General features: G+C 66.5%; 18 protein-coding genes. 9 read left to right on the top strand and 9 right to left on the bottom strand.

The window, feature by feature from the left end; genetic code table 11:
- Positions 1-117: 117 nt before the first annotated feature.
- The 3 genes from ACF3M1_RS10030 to ACF3M1_RS10020 form a co-directional block, all read right to left on the bottom strand.
- Positions 118-477, bottom strand: a complete 360-nt coding sequence (locus ACF3M1_RS10030) for a hypothetical protein (protein ID WP_394000257.1) — start codon at positions 475-477, stop codon at positions 118-120.
- A 228-nt stretch (positions 478-705) separates the two neighbouring features.
- Positions 706-1,041, bottom strand: coding sequence for a hypothetical protein (locus tag ACF3M1_RS10025; protein ID WP_394000255.1), 336 nt, complete (start codon positions 1,039-1,041; stop codon positions 706-708).
- Between the two features lie 125 nt (positions 1,042-1,166).
- The gene (locus ACF3M1_RS10020) at positions 1,167-2,342 is read right to left on the bottom strand and encodes a thiolase family protein (protein ID WP_394000253.1); all 1,176 of its coding nucleotides are present in this window, start codon (positions 2,340-2,342) and stop codon (positions 1,167-1,169) included.
- A gap of 183 nt (positions 2,343-2,525) precedes the next feature.
- Here ACF3M1_RS10020 and ACF3M1_RS10015 point away from each other — a divergent pair, with 183 nt between their 5' ends.
- On the top strand, positions 2,526-5,387 hold the full coding sequence (locus tag ACF3M1_RS10015; RefSeq protein ID WP_394000251.1) for a S8 family serine peptidase: 2,862 nt from the start codon (positions 2,526-2,528) through the stop codon (positions 5,385-5,387).
- A 523-nt stretch (positions 5,388-5,910) separates the two neighbouring features.
- Positions 5,911-6,402, top strand: a complete 492-nt coding sequence (locus ACF3M1_RS10010) for a transposase (protein ID WP_394000249.1) — start codon at positions 5,911-5,913, stop codon at positions 6,400-6,402.
- A 617-nt stretch (positions 6,403-7,019) separates the two neighbouring features.
- Here ACF3M1_RS10010 and ACF3M1_RS10005 read toward each other — a convergent pair.
- The 4 genes from ACF3M1_RS10005 to ACF3M1_RS09990 all read right to left on the bottom strand — a co-directional run bounded on the left by ACF3M1_RS10005 (position 7,020) and on the right by ACF3M1_RS09990 (position 11,638).
- Complete coding sequence (locus tag ACF3M1_RS10005; protein WP_394000247.1) at positions 7,020-8,177, bottom strand: isovaleryl-CoA dehydrogenase; 1,158 nt, start codon at positions 8,175-8,177, stop codon at positions 7,020-7,022.
- 146 nt (positions 8,178-8,323) lie between these two features.
- Positions 8,324-9,427: a Glu/Leu/Phe/Val dehydrogenase dimerization domain-containing protein gene (locus tag ACF3M1_RS10000; RefSeq protein ID WP_394000245.1), complete on the bottom strand. Its 1,104-nt coding sequence runs from the start codon at positions 9,425-9,427 to the stop codon at positions 8,324-8,326.
- Between the two features lie 183 nt (positions 9,428-9,610).
- The gene (locus tag ACF3M1_RS09995; RefSeq protein WP_394000244.1) at positions 9,611-9,808 is read right to left on the bottom strand and encodes a hypothetical protein; all 198 of its coding nucleotides are present in this window, start codon (positions 9,806-9,808) and stop codon (positions 9,611-9,613) included.
- Between the two features lie 267 nt (positions 9,809-10,075).
- On the bottom strand, positions 10,076-11,638 hold the full coding sequence (locus ACF3M1_RS09990) for a phospholipase D family protein (RefSeq protein WP_394000242.1): 1,563 nt from the start codon (positions 11,636-11,638) through the stop codon (positions 10,076-10,078).
- A 99-nt stretch (positions 11,639-11,737) separates the two neighbouring features.
- On the opposite strand from ACF3M1_RS09990, the gene ACF3M1_RS09985 reads away from it, so the two are divergent.
- Positions 11,738-12,502, top strand: coding sequence for a 3-oxoacyl-ACP reductase (locus tag ACF3M1_RS09985; protein WP_394000240.1), 765 nt, complete (start codon positions 11,738-11,740; stop codon positions 12,500-12,502).
- Positions 12,503-13,093: 591 nt separating this feature from the next.
- A complete protein-coding gene (locus tag ACF3M1_RS09980; RefSeq protein WP_394000238.1) occupies positions 13,094-15,172 on the top strand; it encodes a C1 family peptidase in 2,079 nt (692 codons plus the stop codon).
- 551 nt (positions 15,173-15,723) lie between these two features.
- On the opposite strand, the gene ACF3M1_RS09975 is transcribed toward ACF3M1_RS09980, so the two are convergent.
- Positions 15,724-15,918 (bottom strand): hypothetical protein, encoded by a 195-nt coding sequence (locus ACF3M1_RS09975; RefSeq protein WP_394000236.1) that lies wholly within the window; start codon positions 15,916-15,918, stop codon positions 15,724-15,726.
- Between the two features lie 407 nt (positions 15,919-16,325).
- On the opposite strand from ACF3M1_RS09975, the gene ACF3M1_RS09970 reads away from it, so the two are divergent.
- From ACF3M1_RS09970 to ACF3M1_RS09950, 5 genes are all read left to right on the top strand, one after another.
- Complete coding sequence (locus tag ACF3M1_RS09970; protein ID WP_394000234.1) at positions 16,326-20,243, top strand: methylmalonyl-CoA mutase family protein; 3,918 nt, start codon at positions 16,326-16,328, stop codon at positions 20,241-20,243.
- A gap of 166 nt (positions 20,244-20,409) precedes the next feature.
- Positions 20,410-21,141, top strand: a complete 732-nt coding sequence (locus ACF3M1_RS09965; protein WP_394000232.1) for a hypothetical protein — start codon at positions 20,410-20,412, stop codon at positions 21,139-21,141.
- Positions 21,131-23,419, top strand: coding sequence for a DEAD/DEAH box helicase (locus ACF3M1_RS09960; RefSeq protein WP_394000230.1), 2,289 nt, complete (start codon positions 21,131-21,133; stop codon positions 23,417-23,419). Before ACF3M1_RS09965 ends, ACF3M1_RS09960 begins: the two co-directional genes overlap by 11 nt.
- Before the next feature lie 28 nt (positions 23,420-23,447).
- Positions 23,448-24,413, top strand: coding sequence for a hypothetical protein (locus tag ACF3M1_RS09955; protein ID WP_394000228.1), 966 nt, complete (start codon positions 23,448-23,450; stop codon positions 24,411-24,413).
- A gap of 344 nt (positions 24,414-24,757) precedes the next feature.
- Positions 24,758-25,105, top strand: a complete 348-nt coding sequence (locus ACF3M1_RS09950; RefSeq protein ID WP_394000226.1) for a ribonuclease E inhibitor RraB — start codon at positions 24,758-24,760, stop codon at positions 25,103-25,105.
- 51 nt (positions 25,106-25,156) lie between these two features.
- On the opposite strand, the gene ACF3M1_RS09945 is transcribed toward ACF3M1_RS09950, so the two are convergent.
- Positions 25,157-25,849, bottom strand: a complete 693-nt coding sequence (locus ACF3M1_RS09945) for a transposase (protein WP_394000224.1) — start codon at positions 25,847-25,849, stop codon at positions 25,157-25,159.
- Positions 25,850-26,089: the final 240 nt, after the last annotated feature.

The following is a 26,089-nucleotide window of genomic DNA, read 5'->3' as shown; positions in this document are numbered from 1 at the left end:
GGCCTTACACGGTCATCGGTCGATCCTGCACGCAATGCGGGGCCGGGCATGGACGCCGTCCGAACGCAAAAAGGCCCGCCGATGGCGGGCCTTCCGGTGTCTGCGGATGTGCGGCGATCAGCGCTCTGCACGTTCCTCGACGCGCTCGCCGGTCTGCTCGATCGCCTCGCCTGCGCGCTGGGTGGCGCGCCCGGTCGCGGCGGCGGCCTCGCGTGCAGCGGCTTCGGTACGGACAGCGGCGGCGTCGGCGCGGATCTCGGCTTCGCGGGCGGCATCGGCGCTCGCGGCAGCGGCCGCATCGGCGCCTTCGCGTGCCGCCTGGCCGGTGGCCGCGGCCGCGTCGGAAATCGCCCGGCCGGCATTGTTCGCGGCGGCTTCGGCTTCCGCGCGCTCGCGTTGCGCGTCGGGTGAGGTATTGGTGCAGGCGGCCAGCGCGAGTGCGGCGACGGCGGTCGCGGTCATCAGGGTGAAACGCATGGCAGCTCTCCTGTATCCGGTTGGGGTGGCGCGGATGGTGGGCATGCCGCCGTGAGTGTCATGCGAACCGGCGCAGTCGGACGCGACTGGCCGCTGAATGCGCAGGTGCCTACGCGATTCGACCCGGTGCGGGTCGACGGTCCGTGCTGGCGAGCGCGCAAAAAGAAAGCCGCCGGAGACCGGCGGCTTTCCAGATTCACTGACGATGGCATCACGCCATCGGGTGAATTACGGCGTGACTTCTTCCGCGGCCGAAGCAGCGTCTTCAGCCTGCTGCTCAGCGTGGTCAGCCGCGTCAGCAGCGTGCTCGGCAGCAGCGTCGGTGCCAGCGGCAGCGGCGTTGGCAGCGGCGTCGGCAGCGGCGTCAGCAGCAGCAGCGGCGTCGTCGGCAGCAGCCTGCGCGGTGCCGGCAACGGCCGGGTCGGTGGTCTCGTTGGCAGCAGCCTGCGCGTCGGCGGCGGCGTCAGCAGCACCCTCGGCCGAGCTCTGGGCCTGGTCGGCGTTGCTGCAAGCAGCCAGTGCGAAACCCATAGCCAGGGCCAGCAGAGCCTTATTGATCGTCATAGTGTCTTCCTCGTCTGAAAGTGTGGGCAACGCGCTTAATGCGCGCCGGCCACATGATGACAAGCCGCCAATCAGTGTCAAGCGGCGTCGCGTGGTTTTTTCGTAAAAAACACGTTATCCGAAGTTCACGCCATTTCTACGGCAATTGCAGTCGCTTCGCCGCCACCTATGCAAAGTGTGGCAACGCCGCGCTTTTTGCCGCGCGCCTGCAGCGCGTGGATCAGGGTGACGATGAGGCGCGCACCGCTCGCGCCGATCGGATGGCCGAGCGCCAGTGCGCCCCCATTCACATTCAGGCGGTCGTGCGGGATGCCGAGATCCTTCATCGGCGCCATCGCGACGTTGGCGAAGGCCTCGTTGACCTCGAACAGGTCGACATCCTCGACCTTCCAGCCTGCCTTGTCGAGCACGTTCTGGATGGCCGTGACCGGCGCGGTGGTGAACCACTCCGGCGCCTGCGAATGCCGTGCGTGGGCCACGATGCGCGCCAGCGGGGTGAGCCCGCGCTTGCTTGCCTCGTCGGCGGAGGTCAGCACCAGCGCGGCGGCGCCGTCGGAGATGCTCGACGAGCTGGCGGCGGTCAGCACGCCCTCCTTGCCGAACGCGGCGCGCAGCGTCGGGATCTTGTCGACCTGGATCTTGCCCGGCGCCTCGTCGGTGTCGAACACGGACTCGCCCTTGCGGGTCTGCACGGTCACCGGCGCGATCTCGGCCTTGAATGCGCCCGAGGCGATGGCCTGCTTGGCGCGGTTCGCGCTTTCCACGGCGTACGCGTCGAGGTCCTCGCGCGTGAAGCCGTACTTGTTGCTTGCGATGTCACCGAACACGCCCATCGACTTGCCGTCGTAGGGGTTGGTCAGGCCGTCCCAGGCCATGTGGTCGAGCATCTCGGCGCTGCCGTAGCGGATGCCGGTGCGCGAGCCGTTGAGCAGGTGCGGCGCGTTGGTCATCGACTCCATGCCACCGGCGACGACGAACGTCGCGGTGCCGGCCTTGATCAGGTCGTGGCCGTACATCACTGCCTGCATGCCGGAGCCGCAGACCTTGTTGATGGTGACGCAGCCGGCCGAATCGGGGATGCCGGCCGCGCGCGAGGCCTGCCGCGCCGGCGCCTGGCCGAGACCGGCCGGCAGCACGCAGCCGATGATCGCCTCGTCGACGAGGTCCGGCGCCACGCCGGCATGCTCGAGCGCGGCGGTGATCGCGGTCGCGCCGAGCGTCGGCGTCGGCACGCCGGTGAACTGTCCGAGCATGGAACCGATGGGGGTGCGCTTGGCACCGACGATGACGATGTCAGTCATGGCGGAACGACTCCGGATGTGTGAACTGCACAGAACGTCGATTATCGCACCCGCAGCGGTGGAAAGTCCCGGCGCGGCCGTCCGATGCGCCGCGCGCGGCGATGGCGGGCGTGTGGAATTCCGGGTATAGATGCGGCGACAGGGGACGGTTGGGACGCGCGCTCGCGCGCAGGGAGACGAGGGATGCGGACGAGAGAGACCACGATGGCGCGTGCGCCGCGCCAGGCCGCGCTGGCCTGCGCACTGGCGACGGTGCTGGCCGCGTGTGGTGGTGGCGGTTCCGGCGGCGGCCTGGTCCAGGGGCCTGCACCGCCGCCAGCGGCACCGCCCCCGGTGACGTCGCCACCCGTCACCCCGCCACCCACCAGTCCGCCACCGGCGGTCGTGCAGCCGCCCAATCCGGCCTACAGCCGCCATCTCGCCGATACCAATACCGGCGCCGCCCATGCCGCCGGGTTCACCGGGCAGGGCGTGCGCATCGGCTTTCTCGACAGCGGCATCAACCGCACCCATCCCGCGCTGCGCGGGCGGGTGACGGACAACCTGATTTACGTCAACCGGCAGACCAACAACGGGACCGTCGACGACGTGGTCGGCCATGGCACGGCGGTCGCGCAGGCCGCTGCCGGCCAGCCGTTCGGTGCCTGGCCGGGCGGCGTGGCGCCCGGGGCCACGCTGGTCTCGGCGCGGATCATCAGCGACAAGCCGCCCGTCGACGACGGCTCGGGCAACGGGAACCCGGTCGACGGTGCGCTCGGCCTCGAGCCGATCCATCGCGACCTGATCAACCGCAACGTCCGAATCATGAACAACTCCTGGGGCGGCCTGTACCTGGACAACCCGGCTGCCGCCACGCCGATCGCGGCCGAATACCGGCCCTTCGTCGTCCAGCACGGTGGTCTGGTGGTGTTCGCATCCGGCAACGCCGAGCGTGCGAACCCGTCGGATCTCGCCGCGCTGCCGAGCCAGCAGCTCGCCGACGGCACCCGACCTGGCGCGGATCTCGAACGCGGCTGGCTCACGGTCTCGGCGCTGGCCGAGGGCAGCACCACGCAGCTGGCGAGCTATTCCAATGCCTGCGGCGTGGCGATGCGTTACTGCCTCGTCGCGCCGGGTACCGTGGTCGTCACCGGCACCAACGACGCGCCGGATCGCCCGGAATACTGGAAGTACAACGGCACCTCGCTGGCTGCGCCTTTGGTGTCCGGCGCCGCGGCGCTGGTATGGGAAGCGTTCCCGTATTTCAACAACGACCTCGTGCGCCAGACGCTGCTCGGCACCGCGACCGACATCGGCGCGCCCGGCGTCGACCCGGTATTCGGCTACGGCGCGCTGAACGTGGGCAAGGCGGTGCGCGGGCCGGCGCGGTTCGACTGGGGCGACGTCACTGCCAATTTCAACAGCGGCACCTCGGTCTGGGCTAACGACATCGCCGGCGACGGCGGCCTGATCAAGCGCGGCGCCGGCACGCTGCGCCTCGACGGCTATGCCTCGTACCGCGGCGCGACGCGGGTCGAGGGCGGCACGCTGGTGTTCGCCGGGCAAAGCCCGATTCCGGGGGCGGTCACCATCGAGACGGTCGGCAGCCTGCAGTGGGCCGGCAGCATGGTCAGTGGCAACGTCTTCAATCGCGGCACCTTCGCCCTGACCGGGAACAACCGCGCGCGCACGATCACCGGTAATTTCGAGCAGACGGTCACGGGACGCCTGGCGATGCAGATCGGCGCGCCGCTGTCGGTCAGCGGCACCGCGCGCCTGGGCGGCGAATTGTTGGTGACCGGGGTGGTCAGCGGCTACACCTACCAGAGCAACGAAACCGTGGTCCGCGCCTATGGTGGGCTCACCGGCACCTTCGACAGTCTGGGCCGCGGGCCGGGCGTGTTTCTCGACGCGAACCTCGGCTACGACAGCACGCGCGCCTGGCTCGACATCACCCGCCTGGACGTCACCGCGACCGCGATGTCGCTGGCCGGCGCCACCGCGCAGTCGATCGGATCGGCCGAGCGCGTGGAAGGCGCGTTCGCCGGACTCGATGGCCAGGAAGACAGCGAGATCGACACGCCCTTCGCGCGCAGCGCCGGGGCCTTCCAGCGCATCCAGGATGGCGCCAGCGCGCTGGCGGCGCTGGACAGCCTGTCGGGCGCGCAGCACGCACGCGCGCTCAACGCGACACTCGACCACGTGGACATGGCGCGGCGTGCCGTCGCGGGCCGCGTGGGCGACGTCGCGGCGCACGGTGCGCGCGTCGGCGCCTGGCAGCAGGCATTGGGGCAGGGCGGCCCGGGCGGGTTCGCAGGCGACGGGTTCCAGGTGGACGGCTGGAGCCTGGGCCGCGACCATGCGCTCGGCGCGGGCGTGATCGCCGGGTTCGCATTCGGCGAACTGCGTGGCGACGGGATCGTGCAGGCGCGCGGCGATCGCAGCCGCGATCGGCACACGCAGGCGCAGGCCTACATCGCGCGTTCGTTCGGCGACGCCTATGTCATGGCCCAGCTGGGCAGCGGGCGCGTCGAGCGCGACCTGCAGCGCCAGCTGTTCGCCGGCACCGACTGGCAGGGTGTGTCGACGCGGTATGCCGGCGGCTTCAGCCAGATGGCGGTGGAGGCCGGCCGACGCTGGCGTCTCGGCGCGACGGAGCTGGCGCCCTATGTCGGCGCCGAGCGCGTGCGTCTGCGCAGCGACGGCTTCGAGGAGCTCGGCGGCGACGGCTTCGGCCTGCGCGGCGCGGGCTGGGACGTCGAACGCAGCCAGGCCATCGCCGGGCTGCGCGCGCGCTGGGAGGCGCCGGGCTTCACCCTGCACGGCTACGGCGAGTGGCAGCACACGCTCGCCGCCAGCGGCTTCGACCTGCAGGCGAGCTTCACCGGCATCGACGCCTGGGCCCCGATTGCGGGCCTGGCGCCGGCGCGTTCCGGCGGCATCGCCGGCATCGCGTTCGCATCGTGGTTGTCGCCGCGGACGCAGATGGGCTTCGGCATCGATCAGCGCTTCGGGCCCCGCGGCAACGACCGTATGGCGTCGTTGCGCTTCGCGTACGGGTTCTGACGCCATCGCGTATCGAGCAACGAGGCCGCCTCCGGGCGGCCTTCGTCTTCGGTGTCATCGCCCCTGTAGGAGCTCGCTCGCGCGCGTACGCCTTTCCGGTAATGCCGTTCGCGCGCGAGCGCGCTCCTACACGGGCGGGGTCGTCGTCCGTGCCAGTGACGCGGACAGCTGACCGGGACGGAAGCTACGTCTGTGCCTGTCCCGCCTAACGTGGGTGCGCGCTCGCGCGCGAACGTGTTTCCGGCAAGGCTATTCGCGCGCAAGCGCGCTCCTACAGGGGCGGGTTGTCGTCCGTGTCAGCGACGCGGACAGCTGGCCGGGACAGAACCTAAGCCTGCGCCTGTCCCGCCTAACGTAGGAGCGCGCTCGCGCGCGAACGTGTTCCCAGGGAATGCCATTCGCGCGCAAGCGCGCTCCTACAGGGGATTGCGTGGCCGCCCGAACGCCGCGTCCTTACCCGCCCCACACCGCAGCACGGGCCACTCCGATATCGATCGCGCCTGCATCGGCATGACGATGCGCCATGCCCGGACCTCCCACATCGCCCGGCCATCGTGCACTGCGTCGCGGCCGCGTCTCGCTACCGCAGCAGGCATATCTGGTGACGGTGACAACACCTCGGCGACGGGCACTGTTCGCCCACTTCGCTGCGGGCCGTGCCGTCTGCAGTGCGTTTTCCGCGTCCGCCGATGAGGGCGATGCGGCGCTTTTGGCCTGGGTGCTGATGCCCGACCACGTGCATTGGCTGCTGCAGCTCGGGACGGACGCATCGCTCGCGCGCGTGATCGCGAAGTGGAAGGCCGCCGCGACCCGTGCAGTGCACGCCCAGACCGCGCACACCGGTGAGGTCTGGTCGCGTGGCTTCCACGATCGCGCGCTCAGGCACGACGAAGATCTGCGTGCGGCGGCCCGCTACGTCGTCCTCAACCCCGTGCGGGCGGGGCTGGTGGCGCGCGTTACGGAGTATCCGTTCTGGGATGCCGTCTGGTTGAACGACGACGGCCGGGGATTTTGATACGGGCCACGCCTGTGTAGGAGCGCGTTCACGCGCGACCGGGCATTGCGCGAAGGGCGTTTCGCGCGCGAGGGCGCTCCTACAGGCGGGCGGGGTGCCCGAGAGGAAGGCGAGACATAGGCCATGCCGCGTGTCCGCACCCGGGATGCGGCCGGGTCGCTCGACGGAGCCGTATGGGATCGAACGGCGCGAAGGGCGTTCGCGCGCGAGCGCGCTCCTACAGACGGGCGGGGCGCACGAGAGGAAGGCGAGACATAGGCCATGCCGCGTGTCCGCACCCGAGATGCGGGCGGGTCGTACGACGGAGCCGCATGGGACAAAACGGCGCGACGGTGCATTGCGCGAAGGGGCGTTCGCGCGCGAGCGCGCTCCTACAGAGGGGCGGGGCGCCTGAGAGGACGGCGAGACAGGCGCATGCCCCGCGTCGGCACCCGAGACGCGGCCGCTCGTAAGACGGAGTCGCAGAGAATTGAACGTCGCGACGGGGTCGTAGGAGCGCGTTTACGCGCGAACGGGGCCTTTTTCGGGAAACGCATTCGCGCGCGAGCGCGCTCCTACATAGGTCTCCGCGGATGCGGAACGGCGCACGGCGCAGATCCGCGTCGCGCGCCGCCTGATCAGTGCTTCCCGTCGAACAGCTCGCGACCGATCAGCATCCGGCGGATCTCGTTGGTGCCGGCGCCGATGGCGTAGAGCTTGGCGTCGCGCAGGATGCGGCCGGTCGGGTATTCGTTGATGTAGCCGTTGCCGCCCAGCGTCTGGATCGCTTCCAGCGCCACCTGCACCGCGGCGTCGGATGCGTGCAGCAGGCAGCTGGCCGCATCCACGCGCGAGCTGTGCCCGGCGTCGTAATCGCGGGCTACGGTGTAGGCGAACGCGCGGCTGGACTGCAGCGCGGTGTACATGTCGGCGATCTTCGCCTGCATGATGCCGAAGGTGCCGATCGCCACGTCGAACTGCTTGCGCTCGCGCACGTAGGGCAGGGCGATGTCGAGTGCGGCCTGCATCAGGCCCAGCGGGCCGCCGGACAGCACCAGGCGCTCGGTGTTGAGGCCGCGCATCAGCACCTTGACGCCGCCGTTGACCTCGCCGAGCACGTTCGCCGCCGGGATCTCGCAGTCCTCGAACACCAGCTCGCAGGTGTTGGAGCCGCGCATGCCGAGCTTGTCGAGCTTCTGCGCGGTGCGGAACCCCGGCATGCCCTTTTCGACGAGGAACGCGGTCATGCACTTCGACCCCGCGTCCTTGCCGGCGGTGCGCATGTAGACGATCAGCACATCGGCCTCGGGGCCGTTGGTGATCCACATCTTGTTGCCGTTGGCCACCCACACATCGCCGCGCAGTTCCGCGCGGCAGCTCATCGAGCCGACCACGTCCGAGCCCGCGCCGGGCTCGCTCATCGCCAGCGCGCCCTTCCATTCGCCGCTGCACAGCTTCGGCAGGTAGTGCTGGCGCTGCGCCTCGGTGCCGTTGGCGTAGAGGTTGGCGACGCAGAGGTTCGAGTGCGCGCCATACGACAGGCCCACCGAGCCCGACGCGCGTGAGATCTCCTCCATCGCCACCAGATGCGCGAGATAGCCCATCTCGCTGCCGCCGTATTCCGCCGGCACGGTGATGCCCAGCAGGCCCAGCTCGCCGAGCTTCGGCCACAGGTCCTGCGGGAACGCGTTGTCGTGGTCGATCGCCTCGGCGCGCGGGGCGATCTCGGTGTCGGCGAAGCGGCGCACGGCGTCGCGCAGCGCGTCGAGGTCTTCGCCGAGCGGGAAAGTACGCATGGAGTCTCCTGGTGCGGGTCAAAGCCGCGACTGCGGCCGCTGCGCGTCATCGCGCGGGAAGGGGGCCGGCCTTGCGGATGTGCGGGTGCAGCATGCGCGTGGGCCGGAGACGACGATGGGGCCGAAGCCCCATCGTCATGTACGCATCAGCTGCCGCCGCGGATCCGGCCCTGGAAGCGCGGCTGCGCGCGTCCGAGCGGAAGCTTGAGCTTGCCGATGATCTCGATCCGCTCCTCGGCCAGGCGATCGGCCGCGCGGTAGGTCGGGATGCCGTCGCGCTCGGCGATCTCGAAGATGCGCGTGAGGTTGTGGTAGATCGTGCGCATCATGCGCATCGCGCGTTCGCGGTTGTAGCCGTCGATCTCCAGCGACACGTTCATCACGCCGCCCGCGTTGACCGCGTAGTCGGGCGCGTAGAGGATGCCGCGCTTCTCCACTTCGTCGCCGATCGCGTTGTTGGCAAGCTGGTTGTTCGCCGCGCCGCAGATGATCTTCGACTTCAGCCGGGGCAGGGTCTTCTCGTTGACGGTGCCGCCCAGTGCGCAGGGCGAATACACGTCGGCGTCGACGTCGTAGATCTCGTCCAGGCCCACGGCTTCGGCACCGTACTCGCTGACCGCGCGCTCGACGCGCTCCTTGTTGATGTCGGTGACGAAGATCTTCGCGCCGCGCTCCTTGAGCAGCTTCACGAACTCGATGCCGACATGGCCCAGGCCCTGCACGGCGTAGCTGTAGTTGCCGACGTCCTCGTTGCCGAACTTGCGGTTCAGTGCGGCCAGCAGGCCCTGCAGCGTGCCGTAGGCGGTGAACGGCGACGGGTCGCCCGAGCCGCCGTGCACCTGGTGCACGCCGGTGACGAACTGCGTCTCGCGGTAGACGTATTCCATGTCGTTGACGTCGATGCCGACGTCCTCGGCGGTGATGTAACGGCCGCCCAGCGATTCGACGAACTGGCCGAACGCACGGAACAGGGCTTCCGACTTGTCGGTTGCCGGGTCACCGATGATCACCGCCTTGCCGCCGCCGATGTTGAGCCCGGCCACCGCGTTCTTGTAGGTCATGCCGCGCGACAGGCGCAGCACGTCGTTCAGCGCGTCCTGCTCGGACTCGTACGGCCACATGCGCGTGCCGCCGAGCGCCGGGCCCAGCACGGTGTTGTGGATCGCGATGATCGCCTTCAGGCCCACATCCTTGTTGTGGCAGAACACGACCTGCTCGTGGCCGTAGGTGTCGAGGTGCTCGAAAATCATTCAAAACTCCGTCGCGGGCGAAGGGCCCGGCACGTGTGGTGGCTGGAGCGGCGAGGGGGCTGATGCGATCGGCCGGAACGGCCGGGGGATCGGACAGGGCCGCGGTGGTGGCGATGAGCGCGGCATTTTACGCCGGTCATTCCGGAATTGGTTGAAGACGCAACCATTTGGCGGGTTCGCCATTCAGATCAACGGCTTGCGCCGGCCGGGCGCCCTGTATTCAGCGTTGTGCGGTGCGTCAAACGCGCGGCCGTTGTCGGTTGCTTGAGCCGGCGCGCGCTTGCCGCTGTCGCGCCAGTAGACCCGGGCAGTCATTCCCGCGGCTGCGATCAGTTGGATCGAGAGGCACTGGATTCCCGCGTTCGCGGGAATGACGAGCAATCGCGGAGTGGGTCGGATCTCAGCTGGCGCTGCTGTTCGTCGGCGGCGCCTTACCTTCCCGGCCAACCAGTGCCGTCATTCCCGCGAACGCGGGGACCCAGCGCCTCTACCGTCATTCCCGCGAACGCGGGAATCCAGCGCCTCTGCTCGTTTCATCCGAACGCGGTGGATGACCCGACGTACGGCGGTTGAAAGCACGCCTGACCGGGCGTGCGCCCGCTGAAGCCCCGACGCTCACCCGCAACCGCGGAGGTGCTCGGATCGTCCCTACAGCTGCGATTCCACCGGCAGCCAGCGCACCACGTTCGCGGTCGCGCGCTGGCGGCGGGTGCTGTCGGGTTCGTTGTTGAGCACGCTCGGCGGCGCGGTCGCGCGGTCGAGCCAGCGCATCCGGCCGCGGTCGTCGAGGAACACCCAGTAGCTCATGTCCGCGCCGACCAGGTGAAGGTATTCGTCCAGCAGCGCCGCGCCCAGCGCCGGATCGTCGAACAGCACGCCCATCTCGGTGTTGAGATTGGCCGAGCGCGGATCGAGGTTGAACGACCCGACGAACCCGCGCGAGCCGTCGATCAGCACCGCCTTGGTGTGCAGGCTGGCGCCACTGCTGCCGAACACGCTGCTCGCGGCCTTGGCGTCGGCCTGGCTGCGGGTCTCGAACAGATGCACACCGCCCTCGAGCAGGCCCTTGCGGTAGCGCGCGTAGCCGCCGTGCACCGCGACCACGTCGTTGGCCGCCAGCGAGTTGGTCACCACCGACACGTTGACCCCGCGGCCTGCCAGGTCCACAAGACCGTCCGCCCCGTCCACGCCCGGCACGAAGTAGGGCGAGATCAGCAGCGCGGCCCGTTCGGCGCCGGTGATCTGGGTCATCAGATGGTCGACCAGCCAGTTCTGGCGGTCGTCGCCGCGCCACTTGATCGGCGGGTCCGACAGCACACGCACGCCCTCGGTCCAGAGCGGGGTGAGTTCCTGCGAGAAATAGCGGCGCACGCTCGGCGAGACGTCCATCGCATCAAGAAACTTGCGGGCCTCCTCGCTCTCGGCTTCCTCGTGGATCTGCGCCAGCACGCCGCGGATCGTCGACGGACGCTTGCGGTTGAGCGCGGCGATCGGAATCGCCGCCTCGCTGTTCCAGAAGTCGTCGAAGATCGTGCTCGCCTGTGCCACGGCCGGCCCGAACAGCACGATGTCGAGATCGTGGAAGTTGAACTCTTCCGCGGCGCTGAAGTATTCGACGCCGATGTTGCGCCCGCCGACCACGGCCACCCGTCCGTCGGCGATCCACGCCTTGTTGTGCATGCGGTGGTTCACGCCCCAGGCGCGCTGCACCATTTCCAGCAGGCGCATCACGCCAGTGCGGTTGCGGAACGGGTTGTAGACGCGCAGCTCGATGTTCTCATGCGAATCCATCGCCAGCAGCGTGGCGTCCATGTCGCCCACGCCGATGTCGTCGAGCAGGAGGCGCACACGCACGCCGCGCTCGGCCGCTTCCCAGGCCTCGTTGGCGAGCATCCGCCCGGTCAGGTCGTCGTGCCAGATGTAGTACTGCAGGTCGAGGCTGCGCCCGGCCTGGCGCGCGGAGATCGCCCGCGCGGCATAGGCATCGATGCCGTCGGGCAGCAGGATCGCGCCGGTCTGGCCGGGATGCCGTGCCAGCAGGGGCGCCAGTTCGCGGTCGAGCGCGGTGTCGGCCTCGGCCAACGGCAGCGTCGTGCTCGGGCGGCCGCTCGCGGGCGGCAGCAGGTGGTCGGCGACGAAAATGCTGCTGACCGCCATCACCAGCAGCGTGAACAGGCCCCAGCCGATCAGTTTCTTGACGCGTTTCTTCATGCTGCGAGGGCCCCTGTCATCGCGGCAAGGATCGCAGATTCGTGTGCCGGCCGCGCGACGGCTGCGATACTCGCGCGCTTCCCGCATGGAATTCGAACGATGACGGCAATGGCGGACCAGGTGGTGCTGGTGACGGGCGGCGCGCGCGGCCTCGGCGCGGCGATCAGCCGGGCCTTCCTCGGCACCGGCGCACGCGTGGTGGTGAACTTCCACCGCAGCGCCGACGCCGCCGATGTGCTGGTGGCCGACGCCGGCGAACGCGCGCTGGCGCTCCAGGCCGACGTCACCGATCCCGATGCGGTGCGCGCACTGGTCGAACGCGCGCACGCGCACTTCGGCGTGCCGATCACCACGGTCGTCAACAATGCCCTGGCCGATTTCCGCTTCGACGGCGACGCCCGCCCGCACGGCGATGCGATCGGCTGGTCGCGCTTCGCCGCGCAGTTCGAGGGCAGCGTGCGCGGCGCGCTCAATACCGTGCAGGCGGCATTGCCGGGCATGCGCGCTGCCGGCGGCGGTCGCGTGGTCAACATCGGCACCAACCTGTTCCAGAACCCGGTCGTGCCGTACCACGACTACACCGCCGCCAAAGCCGCGCTGCTGTCACTGACCCGCACGCTGGCCGCCGATCTCGGGCCGGACGGCATCACCGTCAACATGGTCTCGGGCGGCCTGCTGCGCACCACCGACGCCAGCGCGGCCACGCCGGAGGCGGTGTTCGACCTCATCGCCGCCAGCACCCCGCTGCGCCGCGTGACCACACCGGCCGAGTTCGCCGATGCCGTGCTGTTCTTCGCCTCGCCCTGGGCACGCGCCGTGACCGGCCAGAACCTCGTCGTCGACGGCGGCCTGGTCAAGGACTGAGGCGCGGGGCGGGCTCAACCCGAATCCCTCCTGTAGGAGCGCTCGCGCGCGCGAGGGTTTTCCCGTGAAAGCCCATCGCGCCAGCGCGCTCCTACAAAGGCAGGCGTGCCGGCGCCAAGCACGCGGCGGATGGATCACCACGAACAGGTCGGCCACGTCGTCGGACACCGCGAGCGCACGTGTTAGGAGCGCGCTCGCGCGCGAGGGCGTTCCCGTGAAAGCCCTTCGCCCGCCAGCGCGCTCCCACAGGGGCAGGAGTGCTGCCGGCGCCACGCACGGGGCGGATGGATCACCGCTAACAGGTCGGCCACGTCGTCGGACCACCGCGAGCGCACGTGTAGGAGCGCGCTCGCGCGCGAGGGCGTTCCCGTGAACGCCCCATCGCGCGCCAGCGCGCTCCTACAGGGCGTTCGCGGGGCATGGCGCACGCAGCGCCGTCGCGCGCCGTGCGATCCGCCCGGGCCAGACTGCCGCCGCGCCATCACGCCACCCACGCCAGGCCGTCACCTGACCGGTGCACACTGCGCCCCAGGGGGATCCAGGCCGGGATCAGGCGCCGGTCGCGTTCAACGCAGGGACGGAGGAACCCGCATGGCCACCCGACAGACTGGTACGCGCACCACACGACGCACCACCGCCCCCATCCCGCGGCTGCTCGACGCACGCCCCGACACCGCCGATTTCCGCGACCGCATGTTCGAACCCACCCTGGTCGACGTGCCCAGCGTGATGCCGCTGGCCCGGTTCACCGCGCTCGGCGTGCCGGTGCTCGACCAAGGCGAAGAGGGCGCCTGCACCGCGTACGGCCTCGCCACCGTCGCCCACGCGTTGCTGCGCCGCCGCCGGCCCGAGCCGGTCACGCTGCGCATGAGCACCCGCATGCTCTACGACATGGCCCGCCGCTACGACGAGTGGGAAGGCGAGGACTACGAGGGCTCGAGCTGCCGCGGCGCGATGAAGGGCTGGCACCGCCACGGCGTCTGCGCCGAGGACTGCTGGTCCGGCACGCCCGGCCGCCTCGAAGAGGTCTACACCGAAGAACGCGCCCGCGCCGCGCAGGAACATCCGCTCGGCGCCTACTACCGCGTCAACCACAAGGACCTCGTGGCGATGCACGCCGCGTTCGCCGAGGTCGGCGTGCTCTACGCCTCGGCCGCGGTGCACGACGGCTGGCTCGCGCCGTCCGCCGCCGGCGTGATCGCCTGGAAGGAACAGCCGGTCAGCGGCTACCACGCGTTCGCGATCGTCGGCTACGACCGCGACGGCTTCTGGCTCCAGAACTCCTGGGGCACCGCCTGGGGCAAGCGCGGCTATGGCTGGGTGAGCTACGACGAATGGCTGCAACGCGGCACCGATGTCTGGGCCGCGCGGCTCGCGGTGCCGGTGCGCCTGCAACGCGCGCAGGCCACCGCGGCCAGCAACTCCAGCCTGGCCCGGCAATCGAACGGCTACGCCCAGGCCGATCTGCGCCCCCACGTGATCAGCCTCGGCAACGACGGCCGCCTGCGCGCCAGCGGCCGCTTCGCCACCGGCCAGGACGCCGTGCGCAACATCGTCCGCGACGACCTGCCGCGCATCACCCGCGACTGGCCGAAGAAGCGCATCGTGCTCTACGCCCACGGCGGCCTGGTGCCCGAACAGGCCGCCATCCAGCGCGTCGCCGACCTGCGCGAGCTGATGCTGCCGCAGCAGGTCTACCCGCTGTGTTTCGTATGGAAGACCGATTTCTGGAGCACGCTCGGCAACCTGCTGCGCGATGCCGTGCGCCCGCGCACCGAAGGTCTGCTCGACCGCACCAAGGACCTGCTGCTCAACCGCATCGACGACACCATCGAACCGCTGGCACGCGCACTCGGCGGCCGGGCGCTGTGGGAGGAGATGAAGGAGAACGCGCGCCTGGCCACCACCGCCGTCGTACGCAACGGCGATGCGCTGACCGAAGCCGGCGGCGCCGCGCAGGTGGCGCGCCTGCTGGGTGAATGGATGCGGGCCGATCCCGCGGTCGAGCTGCACCTCGTCGGCCACAGTGCCGGCGCCATCCTGCTCGCGCCATTGGCCCAGCTGCTCACCACCCACGGCGTGGTGCAGGCCGGGCCGGCCGCCGGCATGCAGGGCCTCGGCCTGCCGGTCGCCAGCCTCAACCTGTGGGCACCGGCAATGACCATGGCGCTGTTTGAGCAGAGCCTCGCCCCGGCGCTCGCCGAGGGCCGCATCGGCCAGGGTGCGCTGTTCACGCTCACCGACCGCGCCGAGCAGGACGACCACTGCGCCCGCGTCTACAACAAATCGCTGCTGTACCTCGTCGCCCACGCCTTCGAGGAACGCGCCCGCAGCTGGGTGCGCAGCGGCCATCGCGACGGCACGCCGCTGCTGGGCATGGCGCGCTTCATCGAGTCGAACGGCCCCATCCGTGACCTGCTGGCCACCGGCCGCCTGGACTGGATGCAGTCCCCGGTGCAGGGCCCGCCCGCGCATGTCGCCAACGGCAGCAATGCGACCAGCCACGGCGCCTTCGACGACGACCCCGCCACGCTGCAGGCCACGCTGGCCCGGATCACCGGCGCCCGCGCCGCCACCGGGCCCGTGCGCATCCACCGTTCCGAATCCGGCCTCGCCGATTGCCGCCGTCAGCTGTGCGAGGCCATGGAGACATCGGGCCCGCGCCGCTAGGGCGTCGCTGACGCGCAAGCGCAGACGTGCGAGCGCGAGCCGTTCATGGGAGCGCCCTCGCGCGCGAGCGCGCTCCTACAGGGGCGTTCGTGGGCATTGGCGATACGCGTGATCCGGGCGGTCGCGCCCGCCCGGTTTTGCTGATCGGCGGTATCTCTCCGCGTAGGAGCGCGCTGGCGCGCGATGGGGCTCTCCCGGGAAGGCCGTCGCGCGCTAGCGCGCTCCTACAGGGGCGTTCGTGGGGATTGGCGATACGGGTGATCCGAGCGGTCGCGCCCGCCCGGTCTTGCTCATCGGCGGTACCGCTCCATGTAGGAGCGCGTTGGCGCGCGATGGTGCTCTCCCGGGAAGGCCCTCGCGCGCGAGCGCGCTCCTACAAGGGCGTTCGTGGGGATTGACGATGCGGGTGATCCGGGTTGTCGCGCCCGCCCGGTCTTGCTCATCGGCGGTACCGCTCCATGTAGGAGCGCGCTGGCGCGCGATGGGGCTCTCTCGGGAGCGCCCCCTCGCGTTCAGAGCCCCTTCTAGCGGCGCTGGCATCCAGCCCGCGCTCAGCGCGTCGCCAACGAGGCCTGCAGCGCGGTCGCCAGCGCGGCATCGCCACTGACCAGATCGGCCCAGCGCAGCGTCAGCCCCTTGCGCTTGCCCTTGGGCACCAGCGTCAGTCCGTCCGGGTCGATCGTCAGCGTGTAAGCCTGGTCATCGATCAGGACTTCGCGCTTGAGTGGCTTGTCGAGTGGGGTCATGGCGTGGGCTCCGCGGCATCGAATGCCGATGCTGCGCGCAAGGCTGTCGAGGGACAGCAAAACAAGGCCGGCGCTCGGCCTGTCGGAAAGAACGCCGGGCGCCACGCCGATCTGCAGCTCTTTGCACCTCGCATTCGCGCGCCCGCCAAGCGCGACACCTGGGCCGCAGCGTGTTGAGCGCCCCTTACACAGGACGCGCGCCGTCTTCCCAGAACCTGTCGTTCCGGCGCACGCCGGAACCCAGTGCCTTGCCTCACAGCGCCCCTGCACGTCCCGTGCACCCGGCAACCCGCGCCGACACGCCGTCACCACCCGCGTTTTGCCGCACCGCAACATACTTTCAACTGAAAACGTCAAGGCGCCCCCCGCTACAATCGGCGCATCTTTTTTCCCCGCAGGAGCGCGCCATGAGCACGCCGGCCAGCCAGATCGACTCCACCGCCACCGCCGCCCAGCCCGACGCCTCGCCGCTGCGCTTCGTCACCGCCGCCAGCCTGTTCGACGGCCACGACGCGGCCATCAACATCATGCGCCGGCTCATCCAGTCGCAGGGCGCCGAGGTCATCCACCTCGGCCACAACCGCAGCGTCGAGGACGTGGTGCGCGCCGCGCTGCAGGAAGACGCCGACGGCATCGCGCTGTCGAGCTACCAGGGCGGGCATGTCGAGTACTTCAAGTACATGGTCGACATGCTCAAAGAACGCGGCGCTGGCCACATCCGCGTGTTCGGCGGCGGTGGCGGCACGATCACGCCCGAGGAAATCCGCGAGCTGCAGGCCTACGGCGTCGAGCGCATCTACCACCCCAACGACGGCATGAAGATGGGGCTGGTGGAGATGATCGAGGATGTGGTTGGCCGCGCCAGCGCGGCCCGGGATTCGGGATTCGGGAGTCGGGATTCGGCACAGCAGACGCCCGACATCGACGACGAAATCGGCATTGGCCGCGTCCTCAGCGCCATCGAGGACGGCGTCTACTCCGAATCCGAACTCGCCCTGATGCGCAAAGGCTGGCAGAAGCCGCGCTCGTCCGATTCCCCAATCCCCAATCCCCAATCCCACCCGGCCACGCCCGTCATCGGCATCACCGGCACTGGCGGCGCCGGTAAGTCCTCGGTCACCGACGAGCTGCTCAACCGTTTCCTCGCCAGCTTCCCGCAGATGCGCATCGCGGTGATCTCGGTCGATCCCACGCGTCGCCGCAGCGGCGGCGCGCTGCTGGGTGACCGCATCCGCATGAACTCGCTGCGCAGCCACCGCGTCTACATGCGCTCGATGGCCACGCGTCGCCAGAACGTCGCCACCAATGCGGTGCTCAAGGACTGCATCGGCTTCCTCAAGAGCCTCGCCTACGATCTCGTCATCGTCGAAACCGCCGGTATCGGCCAGTCGGATTCTGAGATCGTCGATCTCGTCGATTTCCCGATGTACGTCATGACCAGCGACTACGGCGCGGCCAGCCAGCTCGAGAAGATCGACATGATCGATTACGCCGAGCTGATCGTGCTCAACAAGTACGACAAGCGCGGCGCCGAGGACGCACTGCGCGACATCCGCAAGCAGTGGAAGCGCAATCGCGTCGCGTTCCAGACCGCCGACGAAGACGTGCCGGTGTATCCCACCATCGCCAGCCAGTTCAACGATCCCGGCGTGAGCTGGATGTTCGCCAACTTGTGCCGCCTGCTGTGCGAAAAAACAGGTGTAGGAGCGGCCTCGGCCGCGAACGGGGCTTCGCACGATGACGCCAACGGCATCGCGGCCAAGGCCGCTCCTACAACAGCGTTGGCGTGCGACTTCCGCCCCAACCTCGACACCTCGCTCAAGGAACCGCGCGCCACCGTGCTGATCCCCGGCGCGCGCGTGCGTTACCTCGCCGAGATCGCCGAATCCGGCCGCCGCATCAACAGCGACATCGAGCGCCAGGCCGAAGCCGCCGACCGCGCCCAGGCCATGTGGCAGGCGCTGCAGGAACTCGAAGACCCGCAGCTGCCCAAGGCGCTGGACCTCTACCACTCCGACGACCTGCAGCCCGCGCGCAACACCAACGCTTCTTCCTTCGCGGGCGAGGTCGGTGCGCAACGCGCGCCGGCAGCGGGGGCAGGGATGGCCACCGTCGTCGACAGCCCATCCCCGGCTGTTCCGGCCGACCCCGTCCAGGCCGGCATCGCGCCCGACCCCAACGCCGTCGCCCCCGCGGAGGCGGGGGCCCATGGACGTTCGGGCAGTGGAAGCGCAACGTCCCTGGATGACCAGCGCTCCGGGCAGTCGAAGAGCGGTTCCCACGGCCGCGGGAATGACGAACGCGTCGACCGCTCGCTGCTCACCCTGCGCCAGCGCTACAACGACGCCATCCAGGCCCTCAGCAGCGAATCGCTGAAGCTCCTTCGCGAATGGCCGCAGCGCCTGAAATCCATCACCGACGAATTCACCGAGTACCAGGTGCGCGACAAGTCGATCAAGGTCGACAACTACCGCGACTCGCTGAGCCACCAGAAGATCCCCAAGATTGCCGCGCCCACCTACACGAGCTGGGGCGAGCTGCTGACCTTCCTCGGCAAGGAAAACCTGCCGGGCAGCTACCCCTATACCGGCGGCGTCTACCCGTACCGCCGCACCGGCGAAGACCCCATCCGCATGTTTGCGGGCGAGGGCACGCCCGAGCGCACCAATCGCCGCTTCCATTACCTGTCCGTCGGCCAGCCGGCCGCGCGCCTGTCCACCGCCTTCGACAGCGTCACCCTGTACGGCGAAGACCCGGCGCCGCGCCCGGACATCTACGGCAAGATCGGCAACTCGGGCGTCAACATCCCCACGCTCGACGACATGAAGAAGCTCTACTCCGGCTTCGACCTGTGCGCGCCTACCACGTCGGTGTCGATGACCATCAACGGCCCCGCGCCGATGATCCTGGCGATGTTCATGAACTGCGCCATCGACCAGCAGGTGGAGAAATACCTCAAGGCAGACGACGCCCGCTGGCAGGAGGCTGAAGCCAAACTCGCCAAGCTTTTCGAAGGCCGCGAGCGCCCGGGTTACCACGGCGAACTGCCGCCCACCAATGACGGCCTCGGCCTGAGCCTGCTGGGCGTCTCCGGCGACCAGATGGTCGACGCGGGCACTTATGCCGGCATCAAGGCACGCACCCTCGCCACCGTGCGCGGCACCGTGCAGGCCGACATCCTCAAAGAGGACCAGGCCCAGAACACCTGCATCTTCAGCACCGAGTTCGCGCTGCGGATGATGGGCGACATCCAGCAGTACTTCGTCGACCGCAAGGTCCGCAATTTCTACTCTGTCAGCATTTCCGGCTATCACATCGCCGAAGCCGGCGCGAACCCGATCAGCCAGCTCGCCTTCACCCTGAGCAACGGCTTCACCATCGTCGAGTACTACCTCGCGCGCGGCATGCGCGTGGACGATTTCGCGCCCAACCTGTCGTTCTTCTTCTCCAACGGCATGGACCCCGAGTACACCGTCATCGGCCGCGTCGCCCGCCGCATCTGGGCCCGCGCCATGCGCGAGCGCTACGGCGCCAACGAACGCAGCCAGATGATGAAGTACCACATCCAGACCAGCGGCCGGTCCCTGCACGCGCAGGAGATCCAGTTCAACGACATCCGCACCACCTTGCAGGCGCTCTACGCCCTGTTCGACAACTGCAACAGCCTGCACACCAACGCCTACGACGAAGCCATCACCACGCCCACGGAAGAAAGCGTGCGCCGCGCCGTCGCCATCCAGATGATCATCAACAAGGAAATGGGGCTCAACTTCATCGAGAACCCCTGGCAGGGCAGCTTCGCCGTCGACTACCTCACCGACATCGTCGAAGAGGCCGTCTACAAGGAGTTCGAAGCCATCAGCGAGCGCGGCGGCGTGCTGGGCGCCATGGACACCATGTACCAGCGCGGCAAGATCCAGGAAGAGTCCATGTACTACGAGCACAAGAAGCACGACGGCTCGTTGCCCCTGGTGGGCGTGAACATGTTCCTGCCCAAGGAGCACGCCGGCGAGATCGCCACCGAAATCGAACTGATCCGCAGCACCGAGGAAGAGAAGGGCCAGCAGATCGAGAACGTCCGCAACTGGCAGGAAGGCCGCAATGCGCTCGCGCCGAAGGGCGAGACCTCACACGCCCATCAGGCCGACGCCGACGAGCAGGCGCCGGTGGTCCACGACGGGCATGGCCTGGCGTATCTTCAGAACGCTGCGCGGGAGCGGCGCAATGTGTTCGAAGCGCTGATGGAGGCGGTGAAGACGCATAGTCTGGGGCAGATCAGCCATGCGTTGTATGACGTGGGTGGGGAGTATCGGCGGAATATGTGATCGGCCCTCCCGGCACATCAACAAAAAGCCCGCAGATGCGGGCTTTTTGTTGCCCTCTGCGCGCGGATGCCCTAGGTTTCCTATCGGGGAGCGCAGCTATACATGGAGTGTCGCGGGATCCGGAGCGCGCAAACGCATCCGGCCACGCGATCTTGTTGGAGGGGGCATGTCAACTTCACCGGCTTTACCACATTGCGACGCTGATTGGGGCTGCGACCATTTCGATCTGACCCATTTGAACGGCACTACTGTTTACGCTTGTCGTGTAGAAATCGCCGATATCGCCAAGCTAGCCTCTGAGCTCGCGAAGACGGTAATCGACACTTCTTGGATGTCGACTCTAGATCACGGGGCTCGGCGGACATATGAAAGCACCGTAAGCCGAACGGCCGACCTCTTAAGAGAAATATTCGAGTCAATGGACCCTGGCTCACCCGTCGCCGGGGAGTTCGGCGAGATGATGGTTTCCATAGGCTCGGCAAGGGCGCTTAGCGTAGTGTTTAGCCACAGCCGCGTTCCGCTAGCCGAGTTATGGAAGCCGCAGTTAAAGCAGAACGGCGGGTTCGACTTCCACACGGTCTGCGAAGGCGAGCTCATCCATTTCGGCGAAGCGAAGTTCGCCTCTTCGGGGAACCCATGGGGGCTCGCGATCGCGCAGGCTGACGAATTTCTGCACGACCAAAAACATCTGCGCGACCGATCTGACCTGGTCAATCTCGTTTCACCTGGTGCAATTACCCGACTCGACGCGGACGAGTTCGGGGTGGTTGCTGCCTTCTCTCTGAATGCTGAGAACCAAGATCGAGTCATATCAAATGCAGTTAGTGCGGCAGTCACGCTCGCGAGCAAGTACGGAATCAAGCAGGTGTTCGTGGTAGGGGTCAGTCATGTCCCTTAAGGAGCTGATTCGTGATGCAGATCCTGCTACCTCACTCAGTCACCTGCTCGAAATCCTTCACCGAACCGGTCCCGACTCTCCAGAGATTCTGCACACTCTGAGCGTTTACAAGAAGTTTCATGCAGAGCATTTCGACGACATCGAGGAAAAAATCATCGCCGCGATGGGTTTGTTCTACAAAGTCAGTGACCCGTCGAGTCTGTATGCGTTCCTGCTCGCGCGTATGGGGACCGCGCATGCCGACCGCCAGGGTCAGGTGTTCACTCCCGTGCAGGCGAGCGTCCGTCGCGCACTCGATGAGCACCAGTTTGTGTCAATTTCTGCGCCAACAAGCGCGGGAAAATCTTTCTCAATTCGAGATTTCATCGCGAGCGGCACTGGAGATGCGGTTGTTGTCGTGCCTTCGCGCGCGCTCATTGCTGAGTATCTAGCAGCCACCCGAAGGATATTTGCCGAAAATAAGGGCGTAATGGTCTTGCCCTTCGTAGACCACGTGTTCACGAAGCGTGAGCTGCGACGAATCTTTGTGCTTACCCCGGAGCGGGCTCGTGAACTATTTGAAGTCGGTCATGATCTCAGCATAGGAACCTTCTTCTTTGACGAAGCGCAGGTGTCAGAGGAAGCGGGCCGGGGCATAGTGTTCGACGTGCTTGTACGCCGCGTGAGGAGGTCATTCCCCGAGGCCAAGCTCATATTCGCGCATCCGTTCGTCGAGAATCCAGGCGCGCAGTTCGAGAAGCATGATCTTACGGGTGAGCACAGCTTCTCTCGAACCTATCCTTACGGGGCGGTTGGAAAGCTGCATGTATTTCGGCATGCCAATGGACGGGACTACTTCTTCTCGCCATTCGAGAATAATGGGCATCACATCCAGAAATGCATCGAGATCGAAGGTGGGTTTGATAGCTTTGCATTCGCCGCCGGGCACTCGGTCTTGGTCTATGTGACCAAAGGGTCGATCTATAGCGGAAAATTCCTGCAGGATTTCCGATCCTACATTGAGGCATTTGAGTCCATCGAACATCTTGAGGCCCTGGCGATCATTGACGCGATATCCCACGCTGTGGGCGCAGATGAGGGCGGGCACAGGTCCCTTATGGTGTCACTACTCAGGAAGGGAGTGGTAATTCATCACGGATCTGTTCCGCTGGAAGTTCGATTCCTCGTTGAAGACTTCGTTCGCCAAGGTTTCGCCCGTATCTGCTTCGCAACGAGTACGCTCGTACAGGGCGTAAACATGCCCTTCGACATCGTTTGGCTAAACACGATGAGGATTCTCGGCGATGATGATTCCGCGCGTGCTCTTGCCTTCAAAAATTTAATCGGCAGGGCTGGGCGGCTTTCGAGCTTGGAGAAATTTGACTACGGGTATGTCTTTACGAAGAAGCCGGTGACACTTGCAGAGCGAATTCATGAGCCCTATCGGTTGTCGGAGGTCTCTGTAATTGATGATCCCGCCATTGACGAGTTGGTCGACGGGGACGTCGATGAACTTCTCACTTCAATACGTGAGGGCACTTTCGACGAAGAATTGCACCTACCGCAGTCGAAGGTCGAGCGTCTTGGCAGCGCCGACGTGCTTTCGGCGGCATCTGAGGTGCTTGGCTACATATACGCGGATGGGCTCAGCGTTCGTGAGGCGCTGGGAGGTGCCGTCAATCGTCACGCCCGCCTAAGTATCGAAGCTGCGCTCTGCAGTATATTCGAGGCATCTTTGAATAGAGAGCTGAAGCCAGGCGAGCGCTCGGTTTTTACGGAAGCTATCTCGCTTCAACTACAGACATTCCAGGGCAGATCGTTTCGGGAGCTTGTCGGAATCCGGTACAGCCGTATTTCGCGCAGGGATCTGGGGGGGCGTGGAAGCGCGGCGTTTAGCCAGCGAGCCAACAAGTTGCCGGACGCAAGTCTAGAAAGGCCGTACTCACTTTTTGAGCAGGACACGCCGGCGGACCAGGTCAGCTATGACGCAGTCGTGTTCGACACCTATGACTATTTGGACGAGGTGATCTCATTCTGTTTAGCTGACGTATTTATCGCGGCTTTCCGGATTTATCACCGTGCAACAGGGGACCAGCGCGGCCTTAGATTCGTGGAGCTTCTTCGGTTTGGCACCAATGACGCGATGCAGATTTTACTTATTAGGTACGGATTTATGCCGGAGGATATCGAAGAGCTGCTGCCGCACATCCGCTCGATCTCAGAGCAGGAAATTACCTTTCGTCGGAGCCTGTCGGCAGCAAGCGATCGAATTAAGGAGATAACGGCATGGTATCGCTAGTAGTAGTTCGAACATATGGGGATCATTTATGCCTAAGTGGCTGCTTTCGAGGCTATTTAATGTTGCTGATCAGTCAAGGCCGCGCTTTGCGTTCCAAGGGACAGTCAACTGGATGCGCGCGCTCGCCGTTAGCGTAGCAAGTGACGACTGTAGCGAGGAGGCTATAGAAGCCCTGTACCAAGACGTTCCACGTAGGCCTGACAATGCAGCGGCGGACACTGCTGTATTTGAAAGCATTTTTATGTCTTTCAATCAACTCGCGGCTTTGTCAGCGATCAGCAACGACGTGCGGCAGGGCTACGATGCATGTCGAACCTCAGTGATGGCCTGGTATTACGTGCTGCATTTCGCTGCGAAGGGGATGGTCGCCGCCGCCTCTGGTGAGTCGCAGGAATCTCATATGGGCACGGCACGTGCGTGGCAGGCCGACATCGTGCGCTCGGGAATGGTGTTGAGGCCGTTCGGACTAGCGCTCACCAGCTTGGTGGGGGTTGCCTGCGATTCTCAGATCGCTTTATACAGAGGCTCTAATTCCTTCGATTTAAATAGTCCGCCAGAGGATGAAGACCAAGCTTGGGGCGGGCTTGTTTCCTATCTCAACGGCACGGCTGATTTCGAGAGATGGAAGATCGAAGAGCAGGTCAAGCGATCTAGTGAGTTTGAAGCGCTGGGCGTGGACAATTTCCGGACCAAGGCTGCACGAGATTTGAGAGACCTTCACCTCTCTCGCGGGGAAGTCAATTTTCTTGTGCAAGCCTATCGTTACCATGGGAAAGCAAACTACAGAGATTCCCTGTTTTTGTCCTACGGGGAGGATAGAAGTCCTCAGATCGAGCAGTTCCTCATGGATCTAACTAAGGTCGCTAGCGTTTTCCTGCGTATGGCGTCGGTGTACTGCGCCAAGCGCGTTGAGCGCAGCACATGGGATCAGTTCGTAGAGGACGTCGAGTTGAACTCCCAGCTTTCTCTGCGGGTCGACGTTTTGCGTGGCTAATAAGAAAAGCAGGGAACAGGGGGGGGCAAAGTGGCATTTTTGCGGATCTTTTGAAGAAAAGAAGGGCCGGTGGTGCCAGTGTCCCGGCGAGCGCGAGGGATTGTCGCGCAGCTTGGGCGACGGAAGTTTTAGCCAAGAACGGAGGCTAACGGGGTCAGGTTCACTTACCGGGTCGGTCGCGAGTCAGCCTCGTTTGCCGGGCTTGCAGGGGCGGTGAGCCTGAACCGGTTACGAGCCCGTAAGTGGACCCCGTTACCCGTTACGTCCCCGGTAGGCAGGCGGCAGCCGATGCCCGATACTCGCCCTGCGCCAGATCCAGGCGCCAGCAAGCGGTGCCCGGATTCATGATTACAGTGGAAATGATGCAGGCGTTCTTCTCCGACACGCGGCAGAAGAACATCGAGGCGGGCAAGAACTGGAGCATCGACGAGGTCTGCCGCTGGTCGTTCTTCTTCGTCGACGAGGATGGCGATGCGCTGCTTCCGGTGGCGCAGCACATGGAGTCGCTGGGCTATACGGTGGTCGGCGTCACCGAGCCGGTCGACGAAGAGGATCCGTTCTTCTACCTGCAGGTGGACAAGCTGGAGCAGCACACCCCGGAATCGCTGCAGGCACGGGTTGAAGCGCTTTACGCCATCGCCGAGCAGTTCGAGATCGCCGACTACGATGGCATGAACGTGGTCGCTGCCTGAGGGTGCCGGCTGGGCGCGCTGGTGTCCGTGCCGCGGATAACCGGGTCAGGTTCACTTATCCGCCTTGCTCGGTCGATGCGCAGGGCGCACGCCAGCGAAGCGTCTGGTCTTGGCTTCGACCATGGCGCGGAAGTCGTCGCGGCCCCAGGCGCGCTGCTGTTGCAGGTACTCGCGAATCGCGGTGAGGTCTTCTCCGGTCACGGCTTCGTCGAGCATGTGCCGCCAGCGGCGTGTGCGCACTGCCGGGTCGGCATCGAGTGCCAGCCAGGCCGGGTGGGGCGTCAGCATCGATCCTTTGCGTTCTCCCAGATGGGCGGCACAACTGGACCAGCGCCAGGCGGCCGCATCGTCAGTGATGCGGGCACGTACCGGATTGAGTTCGATGTAGCGCTGGCAGGTCAGCACGTAATGTTCGCTATCGACCAGGCACGACTTGTAGCGGCCCTCCCAAAGGGTGCCGGTGCGACGGTGGCGGGCATTGAACAGGCCGACGTACTGGCGTCCGAGCCGCTGCATGAGTCGTCCGATATCGCCAGCTGCGACCGGCGTGGCCAACAGATGCACGTGGTTGTCCATCAGGACGTAGGCATGCAGTTGCACGCCGGTCGCCATCAGCGCCTCCTGTAGTGCCTGCAGATAGCGCAGGCGGTCACCGTCGTCCAGGAAACATGGCAGGCGATTGTTGCCGCGCTGCACGATGTGCTGCGGAACGCCGGGCAGGTCGAGTCGGGGCAGGCGAGCCATTAGACGCAGCGTGCCGCTCCGGACGCGGCGCGCGCATCGGTGGAGTCTGCAGAGGTATGGCCGGTCGAATGATTGGCGCGTCGGGGAAGTGAACCTGACCCCGTTCCGCCCCCGAATGATTGGCGCGTCGGGGAAGTGAACCTGACCCCGTTCCGCCCCCGTTCCGCCCTCGGCTCCTTCGGACTCGACCGTTGCAGACCTGTCAAACCTTATAAAGCGCCTGAGTCTTTATAAGGTTTC

Origin of the sequence: Luteimonas sp. WGS1318 (genome assembly GCF_043187535.1) — a bacterium.
In the GTDB taxonomy this organism is placed as follows: Bacteria; Pseudomonadota; Gammaproteobacteria; order Xanthomonadales; family Xanthomonadaceae; genus Luteimonas.
The sequence above is the reverse complement of the archived record's forward strand: the minus strand, read 5'-3'. Positions and strand labels throughout refer to the sequence as shown.